Annotated in this window: 17 protein-coding genes and 1 pseudogene; 11 read left to right on the top strand and 7 right to left on the bottom strand. The window is 69.4% G+C overall.

From position 1 onward, the window contains the following. Nucleotides 1–149: 149 nt before the first annotated feature. The 5 genes and pseudogenes from A5705_RS05455 to A5705_RS05435 form a co-directional block, all read right to left on the bottom strand. Nucleotides 150–1058, bottom strand: coding sequence for a lytic transglycosylase domain-containing protein (locus A5705_RS05455; protein ID WP_067883285.1), 909 nt, complete (start codon nt 1056–1058; stop codon nt 150–152). Between the two features lie 46 nt (nt 1059–1104). Next, nucleotides 1105–3108, bottom strand: a complete 2004-nt coding sequence (locus A5705_RS05450) for a glycoside hydrolase family 172 protein (protein ID WP_068275989.1) — start codon at nt 3106–3108, stop codon at nt 1105–1107. A 125-nt stretch (nt 3109–3233) separates the two neighbouring features. Beyond that, nucleotides 3234–4175 (bottom strand): DMT family transporter, encoded by a 942-nt coding sequence (locus A5705_RS05445; RefSeq protein ID WP_067883287.1) that lies wholly within the window; start codon nt 4173–4175, stop codon nt 3234–3236. A 151-nt stretch (nt 4176–4326) separates the two neighbouring features. Next, a pseudogene (locus A5705_RS05440) lies at nt 4327–4821 on the bottom strand (PPE family protein); the annotation flags it as partial. Between the two features lie 166 nt (nt 4822–4987). Beyond that, nucleotides 4988–6631, bottom strand: coding sequence for a PecA family PE domain-processing aspartic protease (locus A5705_RS05435; protein ID WP_082956306.1), 1644 nt, complete (start codon nt 6629–6631; stop codon nt 4988–4990). Between the two features lie 174 nt (nt 6632–6805). Between A5705_RS05435 and A5705_RS05430 the strand changes: the two genes are divergently transcribed. After that, a complete protein-coding gene (locus A5705_RS05430) occupies nt 6806–7564 on the top strand; it encodes a class I SAM-dependent methyltransferase (RefSeq protein ID WP_068275980.1) in 759 nt (252 codons plus the stop codon). Here A5705_RS05430 and mdlC read toward each other — a convergent pair. After that, complete coding sequence (mdlC, locus tag A5705_RS05425) at nt 7554–9155, bottom strand: benzoylformate decarboxylase (RefSeq protein ID WP_068275977.1); 1602 nt, start codon at nt 9153–9155, stop codon at nt 7554–7556. The two genes, A5705_RS05430 and mdlC, sit on opposite strands and share 11 nt — an antisense overlap. 159 nt (nt 9156–9314) lie before the next feature. Here mdlC and A5705_RS05420 point away from each other — a divergent pair, with 159 nt between their 5' ends. Continuing rightward, nucleotides 9315–10259, top strand: a complete 945-nt coding sequence (locus tag A5705_RS05420) for an alpha/beta hydrolase (RefSeq protein ID WP_255400206.1) — start codon at nt 9315–9317, stop codon at nt 10257–10259. Beyond that, nucleotides 10246–10893: a maleylpyruvate isomerase family mycothiol-dependent enzyme gene (locus A5705_RS05415; protein ID WP_068275971.1), complete on the top strand. Its 648-nt coding sequence runs from the start codon at nt 10246–10248 to the stop codon at nt 10891–10893. Before A5705_RS05420 ends, A5705_RS05415 begins: the two co-directional genes overlap by 14 nt. A 30-nt stretch (nt 10894–10923) precedes the next feature. Here the strand turns inward: A5705_RS05415 and A5705_RS05410 are convergent, their stop codons facing one another. Next, on the bottom strand, nt 10924–11631 hold the full coding sequence (locus A5705_RS05410; RefSeq protein ID WP_231982368.1) for a TetR/AcrR family transcriptional regulator: 708 nt from the start codon (nt 11629–11631) through the stop codon (nt 10924–10926). Nucleotides 11632–11766: 135 nt separating this feature from the next. Between A5705_RS05410 and A5705_RS05405 the strand changes: the two genes are divergently transcribed. The 8 genes from A5705_RS05405 to A5705_RS05370 all read left to right on the top strand — a co-directional run bounded on the left by A5705_RS05405 (nt 11767) and on the right by A5705_RS05370 (nt 17289). Further along, nucleotides 11767–12447 (top strand): cutinase family protein, encoded by a 681-nt coding sequence (locus tag A5705_RS05405; protein ID WP_067883354.1) that lies wholly within the window; start codon nt 11767–11769, stop codon nt 12445–12447. Between the two features lie 40 nt (nt 12448–12487). Continuing rightward, entirely contained in the window at nt 12488–13138 is a 651-nt protein-coding gene (locus A5705_RS05400; RefSeq protein ID WP_067883295.1) for a DUF1345 domain-containing protein, read from the top strand. A 21-nt stretch (nt 13139–13159) separates the two neighbouring features. Beyond that, nucleotides 13160–13708, top strand: a complete 549-nt coding sequence (locus A5705_RS05395; RefSeq protein WP_068275964.1) for a thioredoxin family protein — start codon at nt 13160–13162, stop codon at nt 13706–13708. An 82-nt stretch (nt 13709–13790) separates the two neighbouring features. Beyond that, the gene (locus A5705_RS05390) at nt 13791–14030 is read left to right on the top strand and encodes a DUF6480 family protein (protein ID WP_067883297.1); all 240 of its coding nucleotides are present in this window, start codon (nt 13791–13793) and stop codon (nt 14028–14030) included. Between the two features lie 10 nt (nt 14031–14040). Continuing rightward, entirely contained in the window at nt 14041–14292 is a 252-nt protein-coding gene (locus A5705_RS05385; RefSeq protein WP_068276001.1) for a hypothetical protein, read from the top strand. A 103-nt stretch (nt 14293–14395) separates the two neighbouring features. Continuing rightward, on the top strand, nt 14396–14611 hold the full coding sequence (locus tag A5705_RS05380; RefSeq protein WP_067883298.1) for a ferredoxin: 216 nt from the start codon (nt 14396–14398) through the stop codon (nt 14609–14611). Continuing rightward, the gene (locus A5705_RS05375; protein ID WP_068275961.1) at nt 14608–16011 is read left to right on the top strand and encodes an NAD(P)/FAD-dependent oxidoreductase; all 1404 of its coding nucleotides are present in this window, start codon (nt 14608–14610) and stop codon (nt 16009–16011) included. Before A5705_RS05380 ends, A5705_RS05375 begins: the two co-directional genes overlap by 4 nt. 15 nt (nt 16012–16026) lie before the next feature. After that, the gene (locus tag A5705_RS05370; protein ID WP_068275958.1) at nt 16027–17289 is read left to right on the top strand and encodes a cytochrome P450; all 1263 of its coding nucleotides are present in this window, start codon (nt 16027–16029) and stop codon (nt 17287–17289) included. Nucleotides 17290–17292: the final 3 nt, after the last annotated feature.

The raw sequence follows: 17292 nt of genomic DNA, 5'->3' as shown, positions 1-17292 counted from the left end.
CGCTGCCCGGCCAACTCCGCCAACTCCTCAAACAACACCGCCAACCGCTCTTTATGGTTCACCCCCAACCGAGGCGGTGCCGTCGACAACATGACCCCATCATCACAGGGCGGTACGACAAAAACCCGCGCGCGGGAGCGAGCGGCGGGCTACTGCGGATGGTTCGCCACGTACTCCGCGGCCGGGATCGGCGATGTCGCGGCGTAGCCGATCGGAAGTAACACGTCGCCCGCGGTCGTGCGGCAATAGACGTCCCACCGGTAATACGCGCCGAAGGCGGATGGATCGCTGGCCATCAGCGAAGCGTATTGGTCCACTGCGCGAACGTATTGGTTGGCGTGGTTGTACTGATAGATCGCGTGATCGCGGTCGGTGGCGAAGCCGTTGGCCGCGAGGAAGCGCCCGGCCGCCGCGATACTGTCGCGGGGCGAGTCGATGTCGCCGCCCTGCCCGTAGCTGGCGAACGTCGCGGGCAGGAACTGCATGGGCCCGTGCGCGCCGGCGGTGCTGACGCCGTGGATGCTGCCGAGGCGGGTCTCGATGAGGTTGATCGCGGCGAGGTAGTTCCAGCCGACGCCGGATTCCGCCTCCGCCTGGTGGTAGTAGCCCAGCAGCTCGTCGGCCGGGGCGGGTGGCTCGATGCTCCAGGCGGGCAGGGTGTCCCGCACCGGCGTCATCGCGGTGAGCTGCCGGCGGGCGTCGACGTTGCGGTCGTATACGTCTAGCAGCGCCGACGGGATGCGCGGTCGGGTGGTCGCGTCCCATTCGGGGTGCTGGCCGATGGCGCGATAGGCCGCCTGCTGGCGCTTGGCCGCCGCCGTCCGCGCCGGCTCGGCCGTCGACGGGTCGTGCAGCGCGTGCTCGTCGGCGACGAGGTCGTCGGCCAGCTGCGCGGGGTCGGACGCCAGCTGGGGCTGCGCGCCGGTGGCGATGCTCGGCGCCTCGGCCAGCACGGTCGTCGGGGCGGCCACCGCCGGCGTCGGCCCTGCGGAGCCGGCGAGCGCGACGACGATCGCTCCCACGACAAGCGGCGCGGCGCCCGCACGGTTGCGGCTCATGGTGTCAACCGTAACGACATCGGCGGGCGATGCGAAGCGGGCTCTACTACCCGGTCAGAGCGTCCACGTGATAGCGGCTGGCGGTCCAGGGCAGGGTGCCTTGGAGCGGCGCCAGCGTGACGGTGACGCGATCTTTGCCCGCGGTGAGCGATTCGGGCACCAGGTAGGTGTCGTCGAGCCAGCGGTGAACGGCGTTGCTGCGGGCCTGCAGCCACAGTCCGGCGGGAACGCCGTCGACGGCCACCGCCGCCGCCTGGTAGCCGTTCGCCTGGTCCGACGTGCGGCGCAGCAGCAACCCGCGGTTGTCCGGGGCGACGGCGACGTCGAAGGCGATCGCGGCGCCGGTGGCGCGGACCAACCCGGCGATGGGGCGGGCGTCGTCGTTGCCCTCGTATTGGCTGACCAGCAGCTGATCGGTGGCGGCGTCGTCGCGGTAGCCGTGCAACAGCCGACTCACGGGATCGCTCGGGTAGACGTCGTCACCGGGTGCGACGGTGTCGCCGGGCTGCGTGTACAGGAACGCGGTCGAGCTGTAGTCGGGTTGGACCATGTCGCGTTTGCCGTGCTCGATGCCGAAGCGCAGCGCGGAGTGGTAGTCGACGGCTTCGGCGAGCGTCAGCCGGTACGCGGCGACGCAGTAGTCCGCGCATCCGCCGGTGGTCGTGCGTTGGTCGGGTTGCCCGGTCAGCGGGGCGCTGAAGTGCTTGCCGTTCTTGAAATACCAGCCGCCCTCGTAGAAGTCCTCGGTGCCGGTGCCGTACCACTGCGGCGACAGGGCACCGTCGGTGTACACCCGCTCGGCCCCTTCGAGAAAGTATGGGGCGTCGTCGCTGAACGACGTCCTGATCCGGGAACCGCGGATGGTGTGGCTGACGCCGACGAACTTGCCGTGACCGCGCTCGTCGGCGAACACCCAGTCCTGACCCGGAACGGTCGGTCCGGCGTGTGAGCGCGCGGTGAAGTACCCGGCGCGGCCGGTGGCCAGCGCGGGCGCCCACTGCGGGTCGGCGGTCGACACGACGTCGCTGTCGATCCGCGGCGCCGGATCCGTGGTCGTGTTGACCAGGGTGATGCTGGCGTTGCGGGCGAAAGGCATTGGCCACCAAGCAGATAACGACACCGACCCGTCGGGTTGTGGGCTCGTCGCGAACATCAGCGACCGGACGTCGTTGGCGCCCAGCCCGGCGCCGAAGAATTCCCCCACCGGCGAGTCGACCATGGTCCGGCCGTCGAACTCGATCTGCAGCCGTAACCCGGAGAGCAGTTGGTCCGCCGGCTCCGGCAAACGCAGGCGCAACGCCGAGATCGTGCCCGGGCCAACCGGTTCCGCGAGCGTCACCGCGGCGCCGGCGGGCAGGTCGACGACCCGATTGGCATGCGCCGCTTCGGGTTCCACCGGCTTGGGGTCGACGCTGCCCGCGGCGCGCAGCGTGGCCAGGACGTCTTGCGCCCGATCCGACGGCGAGAACGTGCGGACGCCGTCGGCGGTGGAGAACCGCCGATAGTCGACGTGGTAGTACTCCAAATGCGATGCGACGCTGATCCGCATCGACTGCCGGTACGGCATCGGCACCTTGATGTACACCCCGCCCGGCGATTGTGCGGCGTTGGCCACCAGCGGCCACGCGAACGGCGCACCCAACGCGCCGTCGACCACCGACTGCAGCGGCGCGTCGAGCACCGTCCGACCGTCCAACTCGATGCGGATCGTTCCCATCGCGCGCACGTTGCCGCCGTCGCGGGTGAACCAGATCGAATCCACCTCTCCGGCACCGTGATCCTCGGCGACCACACAGCCGGCACCGCCGGAAGCCAAGCAGCCGCCGCTGCCGTTCTTGTTGCCGGTGGAGATGTCGAAATCCCCGCCGCTGCGGTCGAAGCTGGACACCTCCAGGCTCTGGGTGTCGGTGCTGAGATACGGCAGGCGATCCAGTCGCCGGTAGATGTCCCAGCCGATCAGCCGTTCGCCGGGTGCCGCGACGACCGGCTCGGCGGACGCCGCGGGTGCGAAGGCGAGCGCGGCAAGCCCCGACAGCAGCGAGGCGAACACCGCGCAGCACGCCCGAACCGGCCCACTCTTGCTTCGCGAGCAGACAGTAAAGCCCCTTTTCGCCCGGCGTGTCGGGGGCTTTTGCGACTGCTCGCGCGGGATTCGCGCGTTCATCACGCCGGACTCTATGCCCTATTCGCCCTTCCCGCCCCTGCGGCGGCCATCGGCGACACCGGGGACAACGGCGGCCGTGCCGACGCCTCCGCTTCGGCTGCCTGACCGCGGCCCAGCGCGACGGCGGACACCGCCATCGCCAGGACAGCGATCGCCAGGACCACCGCGGCCGGTCCGCGTACCGCCACATGCTCACCGAGCACCACAACGCCCAGTGCCACCGCGACGACCGGTTCGCCCACCAGCATGATCGGCACCGACGCCTGCAGGGCGCCGGCATGAAAGGCCAACTGCTGCAACACCGTCAACGCGGCCGCCAGCGCGACCAGCAGGTAAGGGGCCGGCACGGTCAGCAGCCCGTGCCACCCACCGACGGCCAGACGGTGCGTGCAGATCTTGGTCAACACGGCGATCATCCCCAGCATCACCGCCACCGGCACCGCCAGCAGCATGGCGCGGGGGCGCCCGAGCGCGCGGCGGGCGGCGAGCACGCACGCCGTCACCAGCGGCACGGTCAGCACCAACGCGAGCGTCCACGCCGGGACCGGCGGCCGGTTATGGCCCTCGCGCGGCTGCCCGACGAGCACGAACATCGCCAGCGCGGCGGTGAGCAGCGCCGCCCAGCCCCACTCGGCCCACGTGATGCGTTGGTGGCAGAGCCTCGCGCTCATCGGCAACGCGAACAGCAGCGACGACACCAGCAGCGGTTGAACCAACAGCAGGGATCCGTGGGCCAGCGCCAGCGCCTGGAAGACGTAGCCGGCGGCGGCGGCGAGGGTGCCGGCCCACCACAGCGGATCGCGGACCACGGTCGTCGTCACCGCCGTCGACATGGCCTTGTCGGCGGAAACGCCCTGGGCGACGCGTTGCCGGACCACGATCCCCACCGCGGCCCAGAACGCGGCGAGCAACGCCGCCACGATCGCCACCGCATGCTGCGTCACCCACCCCATGACCCTGCAGGTACCCGGTGTCTCCGGGGGGCGAAACGCTACGGGCTCGGTGGTAGAAGGTGGTCGTCCCCACGCCACACGCTGTGGCTGCCCGCCAACGACATTCGGGACGGCGGGCGCGAAGCCGGCGCTAAGGGAGGTATGCAGTCCCCAATTGCGCCACCGCGGCCGATGCCGCCGCGTGGTAGCCGATCATCGCGGCCACATCCTGGGCCCACATCCGCTCGTAGTCGAATTCGGCGGCGGCGATCGCGGGGGCGTTCTGCCCGAACACATTTGAAGCCGCAAGCTGCGCAAGCCGATTGCGGTTGGCGGCGACAAACGCGGGGTGCACGACGGCGGTGATCGCGGATTCGAACGCGTCGGCCGCCGCCCGGGCCTGTGTGGCCGCCGTGTGGGCCTGGGTCGCCGCTTCGGTCAGGTACGCCCCGTATCGGGCGGCGGTCCGCATCATCGCCGCCGACGCCGGGCCTTGCCAGGCCTGGCCGGCCAACCCCGAGGTGATCGACGAGAACGAGTGGGCCGCGGAGCCCAGCTCGGTCGACAGCCCGTCCCACGCCGCCGCGGCGGCGAGCATCGGCGCCGAGCCGGGCCCGGAATGCAGCCACGACGCGATGGCCTCGGGGGGCGACGTCAGGAAACTCAACCCGCGGGGTGTCCTCTCAGCTCACGCTTCTCCCCCGCGCTGGCACGTGACGCCGCAGGTCAACGGACCGGCCGCGGCACAACCAGTAGCACTTTAAAAAAGTCGGAACCGAAATTCTCGAATTTCAGCGAACCGCCGGCATCGAGGCGACGGGTTGGGCCTCAGATCACTGGTAAACGGTCGAGTTGCCAGTGGTGTAATCGATGTATATCGGGTGCTGCTCGAAGATCAGGTTCCCGGTGTTCATCAACCCGCTCGAGATCGGCGTCGGGAAGTAACCGTCCGCACCCGTCCCGTTGTAGGTGAACTGGTACAGGAGGTGCGTACCACTGGTGTCGTAGACCTGAATTAAGTCCCCCGGTGACGCCCCCAGGATTGATGGGAGTGTTCCGTCCACACCACCGGAATCGACAATCGAGCCGATGCCGGTTTGCAGTGGCCCGTTACCGACCTTTACGTCCAAGCCGCCAGCGGGAATAGGCGATCCGGTGAGTGTCGTCAGCACGGGATTCGCGATCGTCGACGTGCCGCCAAATTGCAGGTAAGCGTGGGCGGGGTCAACTTGGTTGATCAGCAGGCCCTGATTGAACGTGCCCGGCAGCGCCTGCAGCGGGATGCTCGGGCCGGGGCCGCCGGCGTTCGGCCCGACGCCGAGAACGCCTGCCGCACCATCGGAGGCGAAGAAGGACTGGAACGTCAGGCCGTTGGTCATCGCGGACTGGATGGACACCGGCCAGGCGAACAGTTCGACGTTGACGGGTGTCGACCCGGTGACGAGCCCGCCGCCGAAGTTCACCGGCGCGTTGTAGGTGAGGTAGAGGTAGTCCAGTCCCCCGCTGTACCCGCCGATACCGCCTCCCCTGGGGATGCCCATCTCGAGCATGCCCAACAGCCCGCCGGCCCTGGTGAAGGGGACGACGAGGCCCGTGGATCCGGTGTCGACCAGCAGCGGGATGGCCGATCCGGGGCCCACGGAGGCGTTCACGATCGGCTCGGTGCCGCCGACCATCGTCAGCGGAGCGGTGGCCGTACCGCCGCTTATGGTCGCGCTGCCGCCGGTCGACTGGGGGCCGTAGGGGATCAGCTGACGCCCGAACAACAGGTCGGTGGGCGCGTTGATGACGTCGATGGCGTAGTGCTCGAGGCCCGTGAGCGCGCCGCCGAAGGGGCTGCTGAGGGACGCGGCGGGATTCAGGGAGGTGACCGCCGCGCCCAAGGGGCTGCTGGCCGCGGAGGTCAGCGGGCCCACCGGGCTGCCGGCGATCGCGGCGGCGGCCTGGGCCGGCAGACTCTGCAGGGCCGCCGACCAGGACGACAGCTGTGCCGCGGCCGCCGAAACCCCGCCGTGGTAGCCCACCATCGCGGACACGTCGGCGGCCCACATCTGCTCGTATTCGGCCTCGGTGGCGGCGATCGCTGGGGCGTTCTGCCCGAACAGGTTCGAGAACACCAGCTGAAGTAACTGGCTCCGGTTGGCGGAGACCAACGCGGGGTGCACCGTGGCGGCCAGCGCGGACTCGAACTCACCGGCCACCACCTGGGCCTGCGCGGCGGCCGTCTGCGCGTGCGCCGCCGCCGTGCTCAACACGCTCGTGTACTGCGCCGCGGTGGACAGCATCGCCGTGGAGGCGGCCCCCTGCCAGGCGTCACCGGCCAACGCGGAGGTGATCGAAGAAAACGACTGCGCCGCCGAACCCAATTCGGTGGCCAGCCCGTCCCACGCCGCCGACGCGGCCAGCATCGGAGCCGGACCGGCGCCCGAGTGGAGCAATGCCGAGATAATCTCTGGCGGCGACGTCAGAAAACTCATGCCCCGGATGTCCTTCCCCTCTAACCCCCACAACCACGTTCTGTACCGGGGACGGGCACGTCACGCCGCAGGCCGGTACGCCCGACTCTAGAAAAATCCCGGCCAAAATTCTCGGTATTCACCAAACGTTTGCGCGGCGACGGCCGTGGCCGCCCACGCGACTACGGTGGCGCTGTGACCGATCGCCGAGAACGCGCGATGTCCTTCGGGTCGATCGCCGAGGACTACGACGGGCTGCGGCCCCAACCCCCGCAGCAGGCGGTGGACTGGCTGGTCCCCTCCGATTGTGGCGTGGCCGTCGACGTGGGTGCGGGCACCGGGCTGTTCACCCGCACGCTGGTCGGCAGGGCCGCTGAGGTCTTCGCCGTCGAACCCGACGCGCGGATGCGCAGGGTGCTTGCGGAGCGATCCCCCGGCGTGCGCGTCGTCGAGGGCAGTGGCGAGTCGATCCCGCTTCCCGACGCTTCCGCGGACGCGGTGTTCGTATCGTCGGCGTGGCACTGGATGGATCACGAACGGGCCGTCCCGGAGATCGGCCGGGTGCTGCGCGACGGCGGTCGGCTCGGGCTGATCTGGACGAGCCGCGACCGCGAGCTCGACTGGGTGCGCAACCTGGACCGCTTGCCGGGGGACGAGGCCGCGGCCGCCGAGTCGGCAGCGCGGGCTCGCCGGCGCCTGGAGGTCGTCCTCCCGGAGCCGGCGATCTTCCGCAACGTCGCCCGCGAGACGTTCCGGTTCGCGCGGACCATGACGGTCGACGACGCGGTCGCGATGCTGGGCACCTACAGCCGGGTCATCGTCGCGTCACCGGATGACCGCGCCCGCAGGCTGGCCGAAGCGCGCGCCACGTTGGAGGCGCGGTTCCCCGGCGCCGACGTGATCGACGTCCCGATGCACGCGCGGTGTTGGCGGGCCGACCGAATCAGACGTTGACCGGCGTGGTGCGCGCGTTGATGAGGGTGGGCCTCTCGCGGTCGGCGATGCCGGCCTTCACCAACTGGATGACGTCATCGGTGGTGTCCGCTTCGTAGGCGTCGACGCCGTAGCTGGCGGCCGTTGCCACGACGTTGAGACCCGGTAAGTCGAGTCCCGGGACCCCCGGCGTCTTCTCCCACATGCCGAACTCTTTCACCACACCGTATTCGGCATTGGACGCGACCACGATGGTCAACGGGATCTTGTAGTGCGCTGCGGTCCACAGCGCGGTGATGGCGTAATGCATCGAACCGTCGCCCATCAGGGCCACGACGGGACGATCCGGAACCGCCAGTTGAGCGCCGACGGCAGCGGGCAGTCCAAAGCCGAGCCCACCGCCGGCGGCCGACAGGTGCGACAAGGGATTGCCGGGCCGAATGCTGTTGGTGATGGCGAGTTCGTTGCTGCCCGCTTCGCTGACCCACAGCGTCTCCGGGGGCGCGGCTCGCCCGACGGCCGTCCACAGGGCTTCCGGTTTGAGCGGTGCTTGCGCGCTTTCGAAAGTCGGGATCGGGGCGCGCGGCGCGGGGGCGGACCGCTGGCTTGGTTTCGCGGCGGCGCACAGCGCCGCGGCCGCGCTGGCCAGGTCGGCGACGATCGCGTCGCCGACGGGGGCGCGGGCGGCCTCGTCGGGATCGTTGGTGATGTGGATCAGGCTCGCGCCTTCGGGCAGGTAGGGGCCGGCCACCTGCGGGTAATACCGGAAAACCGGGGCGCCGATCGCGAGCAGCAGATCGTGTCCGGCCAGTATCTGCGAGATCCAGCCGGCGCCCGGCGGCAATGCGCCTTGATACAGGGCGTGGTCCTCGGGGAATCCGCTCCAGCCCGTCAGGGGGGCGGTCCACACGACCGACTGCGTGCGTTCGGCCAACCCGATGACCGCGTCCCATGCGCCATAGCGTTCGACGTCGCCGCCCACGATCAGCGCCGGCGATGCCGCGGATTCCAGTCGGGCGCAGATCTGTTCGGCCAATTCCGTGGGGAAGCCCGCGGCGGTAGTCACCGAGCGCTCGCGCACCGCCGCGATATCGGCCGCCTGGGTGTCGTCGAGCTCGACCGGCATGTCGTCCATCGGCAGCGAGACGAATACGGGCCCCATCGGTGGCGTCGTCGCCAGGTGGATCGCGCGAGCGAGCACAGCAGGGGCCTCGCTCGCAATGGCCGGCTCGGCCGCCCATTTCACGAAGGGCCGGGGCACGATGGTGGGCTCGATATTGGTGAGTAGGCAGTATTGGTTCTGCATCGTTCGCCGCTGGTTTCCCGCCGTGACGATGAGTGGGGTCTTGTTGACGAATGCGTTGTAGAGCTGCCCTTGAGCGTTGCCCATCCCCGGGGCGGTGTGCAGGTTGACCAGTGCGGGCCGACGGGTGATTTGCGCGTATGCGTCGGCCATCCCCATCGGAACCATTTCCTGCAGCCCGAGCAGATAGCGGAAATCGTCTGGGAAGTCTTGCAGCAGAGCCAATTCCGACGATCCCGGGTTGCCGAAGCAGGTCGTCAGCCCGTGTTTGCGGAGCAGGTCCAGGATGGCCTCACGGACAGTGGTCATACCGCCTCCAAATCGTCGAGTGGGCGACGGGCGGCGATCCGCCGTCCGGATGGCACTACTCCTACGTAGGCCGCGTCCCACCATACGTACGCCGTACCTGACCCGCAACAGCTGGCTTCGCCCGCGCCGCTTGACGCCTATAGGTACGGCGTACGTATAGTGGCTCACGTACACCGTACTTATGAGGAGTGGTGCTGGATGCATGGCAAGATCGCGCGGACGAACCGCGTCGGCTTCGACTCGCACGGCACGCGCTGCGCGGCCTGGGTGACCTATCCGGATGGCGAAAGAGCGCACCCCGCAGTGGTTCTCATTCATGGCTTGGGCGCCAACCACCAGATGATGCTGCGCCAGTATGAGCAAGCGCTCGCCGGAGCGGGGATCGCCACCTTGGCTTTCGACTACCGGAATACCGGCGAGTCGGAGGGAAACCCGCGCCAGCGGATCGTGATGCGGCGCCAGCACCAGGACGTCGCGGCAGCGCTCGAGTTTCTTCAGGCCGACAGCCGCATCGACGCCAACAGCGTCGGCCTGTGGGGCACCAGCCTCGGCGCCATGCATGCGCTGCGGACGGCGGCCGAACGTCCCGACGTCGCGGCGGTTGTCGTTCAATGCCCGATCGTGCATGGCCCGGGCGCCGCACTGCGCTCCGGCATCGCTCCCCTGCTTCGCATGACGATGCCCGTCGTGCAGGATTTGTGTCGAGCCGCCTTCGGCCTGCCGCGACGATACGTGCCCATCGTGGGCCCGCCCGGCTCGTCGGCCGTTGTGACGGTACCCGGTGCCGAAGAGGGATGGAATTCGACCGCCACCGAGGGAGCGACGTTCGACAACCGAATTGCGGCGGCCAACGTCCTCGGGCTCGCGATGATCAGCGCCACAACGAAGGCCGCGCGAATCAAAGCTCCTGTGCTGGTATGTGTTTCGAGGCATGAGACGCTGATGGATGTCAAGCATGTGTACGACGTCGCGCGCAAAATACCCAACGCCGTCATCCGCGCCTACGACGGCGATCACTTCGAGATCTACCACCCACCACTGGTGGCGGAGCTCCTGACGGACCAAATCGCTTTCCTGCGAAGGGAACTCCATGTCGGCTCGTGAGATGCTGGCCGAACACGACCGGATGTTCGTCGAGTTCGCGCGGACGCTCGCACCATCGGACTGGAAGCGACAGAGTCTTTGCAGTGAATGGAGCAACCACGACGTGCTCGCGCACCTTGTCAAGGGGTACAGCATCTCCCTGCCTTCGTTGGGGTCGGCGCTATTCGCAAACCGGGGAAGCTTCGACCGCGCCAACACGGCAGTGGCCCGGCGGCTGGCCGGCCGGCAGACGCCGGCGGAGCTGATCGATACGTTTGCCGGGCTCATCGAGCATCCGAAGGGCATCGGGAAGCGGTTCCCCGCCGGTCTTCTCCTGGGCGACCACGTGTTGCATCACCTGGACATCGCGTTGCCGCTCGGCCGCGAAGTCCTGATTCCCGGCCGCATCGTCGATGCCGTTCTCGACACCGAGGTGCGGGTTCCCAATCCCTTTGTGCCCGCTAAAAGCAACGCGGCTGGGCTGTCGCTGCGGACAACCGACACCGGATGGAGCTTCACCGATGGCAGGGCCGGCGCCGATTCCCTCGTCGAGGGGCACGGCATCCATGTCGCCGCGGCGCTCGGCGGACGTCGCTTCGCGTTGCCCTTACTCGGGGGTGCGGGGGTGGCCCGGTTGAAGGACAGGCTTATCTAGCCCACGAGATCGGATTCGCGGAAACGACTTTCAGCGCTTTCTCGGTTGCAGGCGCCGCCGCGACCCGCCCGGTGTCCCTTCCAGTCCGGTGACGAACATTTCCAGGCCGCGCCGAAAATCCTGTGCGGCAGTCGACCGTCGGGCCACATCGGCCAACGAGGCTATGTGCGGGAATTCCTTGCGAGCAAGCTCTTTGATTCGCGCCGCACCAGCGCGATTCGCCTCCTCGTGAAGGGGCGTCCCGGCGAAGATGCCGGCGAACTCGGCCTGCGCCGACCCCGTGACGAGGGCCAGCGTCGCCCGGAACGCCGCAAGAATCTGAACTTGGTCCAGATGCGATCGTGACAGGGCCTCGATCATCCGCTCCGCCGGGGCATAACTCCGTGCTGTCACGGGTCTTCGAGTGACGATCAACGGAACGGTGTTGGGATGCGCCCGCAGGGTCTCCCACAGCGCCGTCGCAGTCGCCATCAGATCAGCGCGCCAATCCTTCGTCGGCGCCGGTAAACGCACAGAGCTCATGACCGCATCGACGACCAGTTCTTCCAAGCCGTCGCGGCCGTTCACGTAGTTGTACAGCGTCATCGGCCCGGTTCCCAGCCGCGACGCGACCACCCGCATGCTGAGCCCGGCTACCCCGTCGCGCTCCACGATCTCCAGCGCGCACTTGGCGATCTCGTCGGCCGTGAAACGGGCCCGCACCTCACCGTTCCCCTCTCGAATAATCCGCTCAGCCAACGCGAACCGCAGGTAACGCGCGGGTCGGGCCCCGCCGCGTTTAGTACAGTGTACGTATCCTGCTTGATCGCGGACAGCAAATGCTTCGAGCCGGCCATGGCGGTCGCGCTGCCCGCGGTATGTCAGGATTTGGGCATGAATTCACGCAGCCTCGCCCGCCTCGTCGGTGTTTCGGCCGTGACGGCATGCGCGGCGCTGGCCGGGCCCGCCTTCACTTCCGTCGCTCCGGCCGCGTCCGCCGACCCCTGCACCGACGTCGCGGTGGTCTTCGCGCGCGGCACCCACCAGGAGCCCGGCCTCGCCAACGTCGGACAGGCATTCGTCGACTCGCTCACCGCACAGCTCGGGGGCCGGTCCATCAGCGCCTACGCGGTCAACTACCCGGCCAACGACGACTACCACAACAGCGCGACGGCCGGCGCCAACGACGCCAGCGCGCACATCCAGGACGTCGCCGCCAGCTGCCCCAACACGAAGATGGTGCTCGGCGGGTACTCCCAGGGCTCGACGGTGATCGACCTCGCCAGTCAGGCGCTCCCGGGTCCGGTGACCGATCACGTCGCCGCCGTCGCCCTGTTCGGCGAGCCCACCAGCGGGTTCTCCAGCATGTTGTGGGGCGGCCAGCCGCTGCCGACGATCAGCCCGGCGCTCGTCGGCAGGACCATCAGCCTGTGCGCCCCCGACGACCCGATCTGCTCCCCGGGCGGCAACATCATGTCGCACATGTCGTACATCGACAACGGGATGGTCAACCAGGCCGCCACCTTCGCGGTCAACAAAATCGGGCAGGCGCCGCAACGGGCCCAGAACGGCTAGTTCCGCCCGGGCGGCTTCCGATGACGCTTAGGCCGGAACGGTGAGATCCCTCGTCGCGTTGTCCCGCGACACCGTCGCCGTCCGGATTTTCATCGCCGTGCTCCTCGGCGTCGCGGTCGCGCTGGTGGTGGGCAACACGGTCGGCTGGCGGTTCGCGCTGGTCGGCTGGGTCGTCACCGCCGGCGTCTACGTCGGGTGGACGTGGCTGCTCCTCGCCGGAATGGACGCCGATCAAACCCGCGCGTACGTGACCCGCGAGGACCCGACCCGCTGGGTCGCCGACGCGGTCATCGTGTCCGCCAGCGTTGCCAGCCTAGCCGGGGTCGGCTACGTGGTGGCCGCGGGGACGCACTCCGGCGGCAAGGCCGTCGTGGCCGCCCTGCTGGGCATCGCGGCCGTCGCGGCGTCGTGGTTCTCGGTGCACACGCTGTTCACCGTGCACTACGCGCGGCTCTACTACGTCGACGAACCGGGCGGGATCAACTTTCACGACCCGGAGCTGCCCCGATTCCGGGACTTCGCCTATCTGGCCTTCACCGTCGGAATGACCTATCAGGTGTCGGACACCGAGATCGGGCAGACGTCCATCCGCGCGACGGTGTTGCGCCAGGCGCTGCTGTCCTACCTGCTGGGCGCGGTTGTCCTGGCCGTCACCATCAATTTGGTCGCGGGGCTGGGCTCCAAGCTGTAGCGCCGGGCTAATCTGGCCGGTATGGCCATCGAGTCCACCATGCTCGCCCTCGGCACCCCGGCGCCGTCGTTCACGCTGCCCGACCCGGCCACCGGCGCTGCCGTCAGCCTCGACGACCTCACCGGCCCGGCGCTGGTCGTCACCTTCATCTGCAACCACTGCCCGTACGTCAAGCACGTCGCCGCCGGGCTCGCGGCGCTGGGGCGCGACCTCGCGGACCGGGGCGTCGCGATGGTCGGCATCTCGAGCAACGACGTCGCCACCTATCCACAGGACGGGCCCGAACAGATGGTCGCCGAGGCCCGCGGCCACGGCTGGACGTTCCCGTACCTGTACGACGAGACGCAGGATGTCGCGCGCGCCTTCTCGGCGGCGTGCACGCCCGACACGTTCGTCTTCGACGGCGAGCGCCGGCTCGTCTACCGCGGTCAGCTCGACGACTCCCGCCCGGGTAACGGCAAGCCGGTGACCGCCGCCGATGTGCGGGCGGCCGTCGACGCCGTGCTGGCAGGGCGGCCGGTCGACCCCGACCAGCGGCCGTCGATCGGGTGCGGCATCAAGTGGCGTTGAGCCCGGCGCGCGCGGCCGGCGCGAGGTAGGTCGCGACTCGGTCGGTTTGGTTACCGCGTCGGCGGGTATCGCCAAGGGATCTATGACCGCGCAACCCCCCGACCCCGATCCCACGCATACCCCGGGCCTCGAGCCCGGCGGTGGCGTCGCACCGGGAACCACCCCGCCGGCGGCGCCGCAGACCTCCGGTGTGGCCGAGCCTCAACCGCCCCGGCGGATGCCGCCCAGCGGCGTGCTGACCATCATCGGCGTGTGCGTCTTCGCAGTGGTGTTCATCGCGGTGGCGGTGCTGCTGGTGATGAAAATCGTTGGGGTGCACTGAGATGCCGGGCATGACGATCACCGCTGACGACGTCCGGCGGCTGCTGGTCTGCCACGACGAGGACGCGGCGCTCGTGGCGCTGGAGGGCCGCATCGAGGTCGCCACCCGGGCGGATCTGAGTTCGGCGGGTTACCGCGGCGCCCTGCAGATCGCGACCCGCCAGGACGTGGTGCAGCGGGCGGGCGGCGCGCGGCTGTCGGATCGTGAGCTGGCCGAGCAGGCCGAGGATCTCGACACCGCGCTGCGCAACCTGGGCGGCTGAGGACACCGGGCCGGCCGAATTCCGGCGATCGCTGTCGCGGCCCGCCCCGGCCAAGTAATCTGCGCGCGAGGGGTCAGGTAGCCCGCGGGCGGAAGGCTCGGATATGCGGTTGGTAGTCGATCTCAACAAGTGCCAGGGTTACGCGCAGTGCGTCCCGCTTGCGCCCGAGGTGCTGAAGATGGTCGGCGAGGAGGCGCTGGCCTACGACCCCAACCCCGACGACTCCCAGCGCCAGCGCGTGCTGCGTGCGGCGGCGTCGTGCCCCGTGCAGGCCATCATCCTGGAAGTCGATCCGCCGGCCGACCGGGACACCGCGTGACGGCCGCTTCGCTCGTCGGCCGGCTCGTCGACGCGTTCAAGGCCGAGGGCCGCATAGTCATCGTGGGCGCGTCGCTGGCCGGCCTGCGAGCAGCGGAAGCCCTGCGGGAGAAGGGCTTTCGCGGGCCACTCACGATCGTCGGCGACGAGCCGCACGAGCCATACGACCGCCCGCCGCTGTCCAAGCAGGTCCTCAAAGGCTGGGTGCCCGCCGACCACACCAAGCTGCCCCGCCTGCGTCCCGTCGACGCGCAGTGGCGGCTCGGCGTGGCGGCGGTGGGCCTGGACCGGTCGAATCGTCAGGTGCTGCTGGCCGACGGCGAGACGGTGGACTACGACCGCCTGCTGATCGCCACCGGGACCAGGGCGCGCCCGTGGTTCAACCCGCATGAGGCCGCCCTGCGGGGGCTGTTCACGGTGCGCACGTGTGACGACGCCGCGAAGCTGGCCGCCGCGCTGCGGGAGCGGCCGCGCCGCGTGCTCATCGTCGGGTCGGGGTTCGTCGGCTCCGAAATCGCCTCCGTGTGCCGCGATCTCGATCTCCCGGTGACGGTGGCCGAGCGCGGCAAGGCGCCCCTGTCCGGCGCGCTCGGCGGCGTCATCGGGGACATCGCCGCCCAGCTGCAGATCGACGCGGGCGTCGACCTGCGGACCGGGGTTGCGGTCGAGGGCCTCGACGGCGACGCGGACGGCCACGTCCGCCAGGCCCGGCTCTCCGACGGCACCGTGCTGGACGTCGATGTGGTGGTGGCCTGCCTGGGTTCGATCCGCAACGTGGAATGGCTCGAGGGCGCGCAGTTGGCGAGCGGGTTCTGGGGGGTGGCGTGCGACGCCGGGTGCCGCGCCTTCGACATCAACGGTGTGGTGACCGACAACATCTTCGTCGCCGGCGACGTGGCCCGCGCCCCACACGTGTTGTACGAGTACCAGTTCATGTCTCAAGAGCATTGGGACAACGCGGTTTTCGGGGCCGCGGTGGCGGCCAACAACATGATCAGCCTGGAGCTGGGACGCCGACCGCACCTGCCGCTGCCGTCGTTCTGGTCCGGCCAGTTCGGCGTCAACATCAAGAGCGTGGGGGTGTGCTCGTTCGGCGACGAGATCGTGTTCACCCAGGGCTCGCCCGCGCAACGCCGGTTCGCGGCCGCCTACGGTCACCGCGGCCGCATCGTCGGGGCGGTGACGTTCAACCACGGCAAGTGGCTGCCGTACTACGCGTCGCTGATCGAGCGGTCCGCGCCGTTCCCGCCGCCCCCGCCGGGCTACGACCGCCCCGTCATCTTCGAGCCCATGCCGGCCCGGTTCCCCGACCCCCGCGAGCCGACCGCCCTGCCCGACGTGGTGCTCACCGGCCACGATCCCACCTCCCGCGGCGCCGAGTTCCGGCCCAGAGGCCGCTGACTCGAGGAGCCGACGATGGATGCCGAAACCGCCTGGGACGAGGCGATGAAATTCGAGAACCGCCCCAACCCCTATCCCTACTTCCGCGAGCTGCGCGGGACGCCCGTGGCCAAGGTCGCCGACGACACGTACGTCGTCACCGGTTATCGCGAGCTGCTCGCGCTCGCCCACGACCCGCGGATCAGCTCCGACATCAGCCGAAGCCCGGCGCGGCTGGGCGGCGAAAAGCCCGCCGCCGGAAGCGAACACATGCAGGCCTACGGCCGCGCCCCCAGCATCATCGTTTCCGATCCGCCCGATCACGACCGGGCCCGCCGGCAGGTGATGCGTCATTTCGGCCCGCCGCACTCACCCGACCTGATCCCGGGCATGGAGCCGTTCGTCGCCCGGCTCGCCGATGAGATGCTGGACAAGGTCAAGGCCCGCGGCAAGACCCGCCTGGACGTGGTGGAGGAATTCGCCTACCCGATACCCGTCGCGGTCATCTGCAAAATTCTCGGCGTGCCCGTCGAAGACGAGCCGATGTTTCACGCCTGGATCTTCGACTTCATGATGGGCAGCGACCTCGGCCCGGAGGGCGCCACCGAAGAGGGCCGGGCGCTGGCCGAAAAGGGCCGTGCCGGCACCGCCGCATTGCAGGACTACCTGGGTGGCCTGGTGGGCAGGTACGCCCAGACGCCCGGCGAGGGCCTGCTGTCCAAGCTGCTGCACGACGACGGGCCCGACGGCCCGATGTCGGTGCAGGAGACGACGTCCAACGCCATGCTGCTCTTGGTCGCGGGCCACGACTCCACGGTCAACACCATCACCAACTGCGTGATGACGCTGCTGCGCAACCCCGGCTCGTGGGATCTGCTGCGGCAGCGTCCGGAGCTGATCCCGCGCGCCATCGAGGAGGTGCAGCGGCTGCAGTCGGCGGTGCAGTTCTTCCCCAGCCGCAGCGCCACCGCCGACATCGAGATCGGCGGCACGGTGATCCCGGCCGGCTCGGCGGTGCACCTCGTCTACGCGGCGGCGAATCGGGATCCGCGGCGGTTCGACGACCCGGATCGTTTCGACCCGCTGCGGGAGGACAACGAGCATTTCGGTTGGGGCAGCGGCATTCACACCTGCATGGGCGGCCCGCTGGCGCGTCTGGAGGTCAACCTGGCGCTGGAAGCCTTCCTGCGGCGCGTCGAATCTCCGAAGCTGGTCGTCGACCCGCCGCCGTATCGGCACAATCAGGTGTTCCGCGGGCCGCGACACCTGTGGGTGGACTTCGCCGCGATCACCGACTGAAAG

Origin of the sequence: Mycobacterium sp. E787 (assembly GCF_001668725.1) — a bacterium.
Lineage (GTDB): Bacteria > Actinomycetota > Actinomycetes > Mycobacteriales > Mycobacteriaceae > Mycobacterium.
The sequence above is the reverse complement of the archived record's forward strand: the minus strand, read 5'-3'. Positions and strand labels throughout refer to the sequence as shown.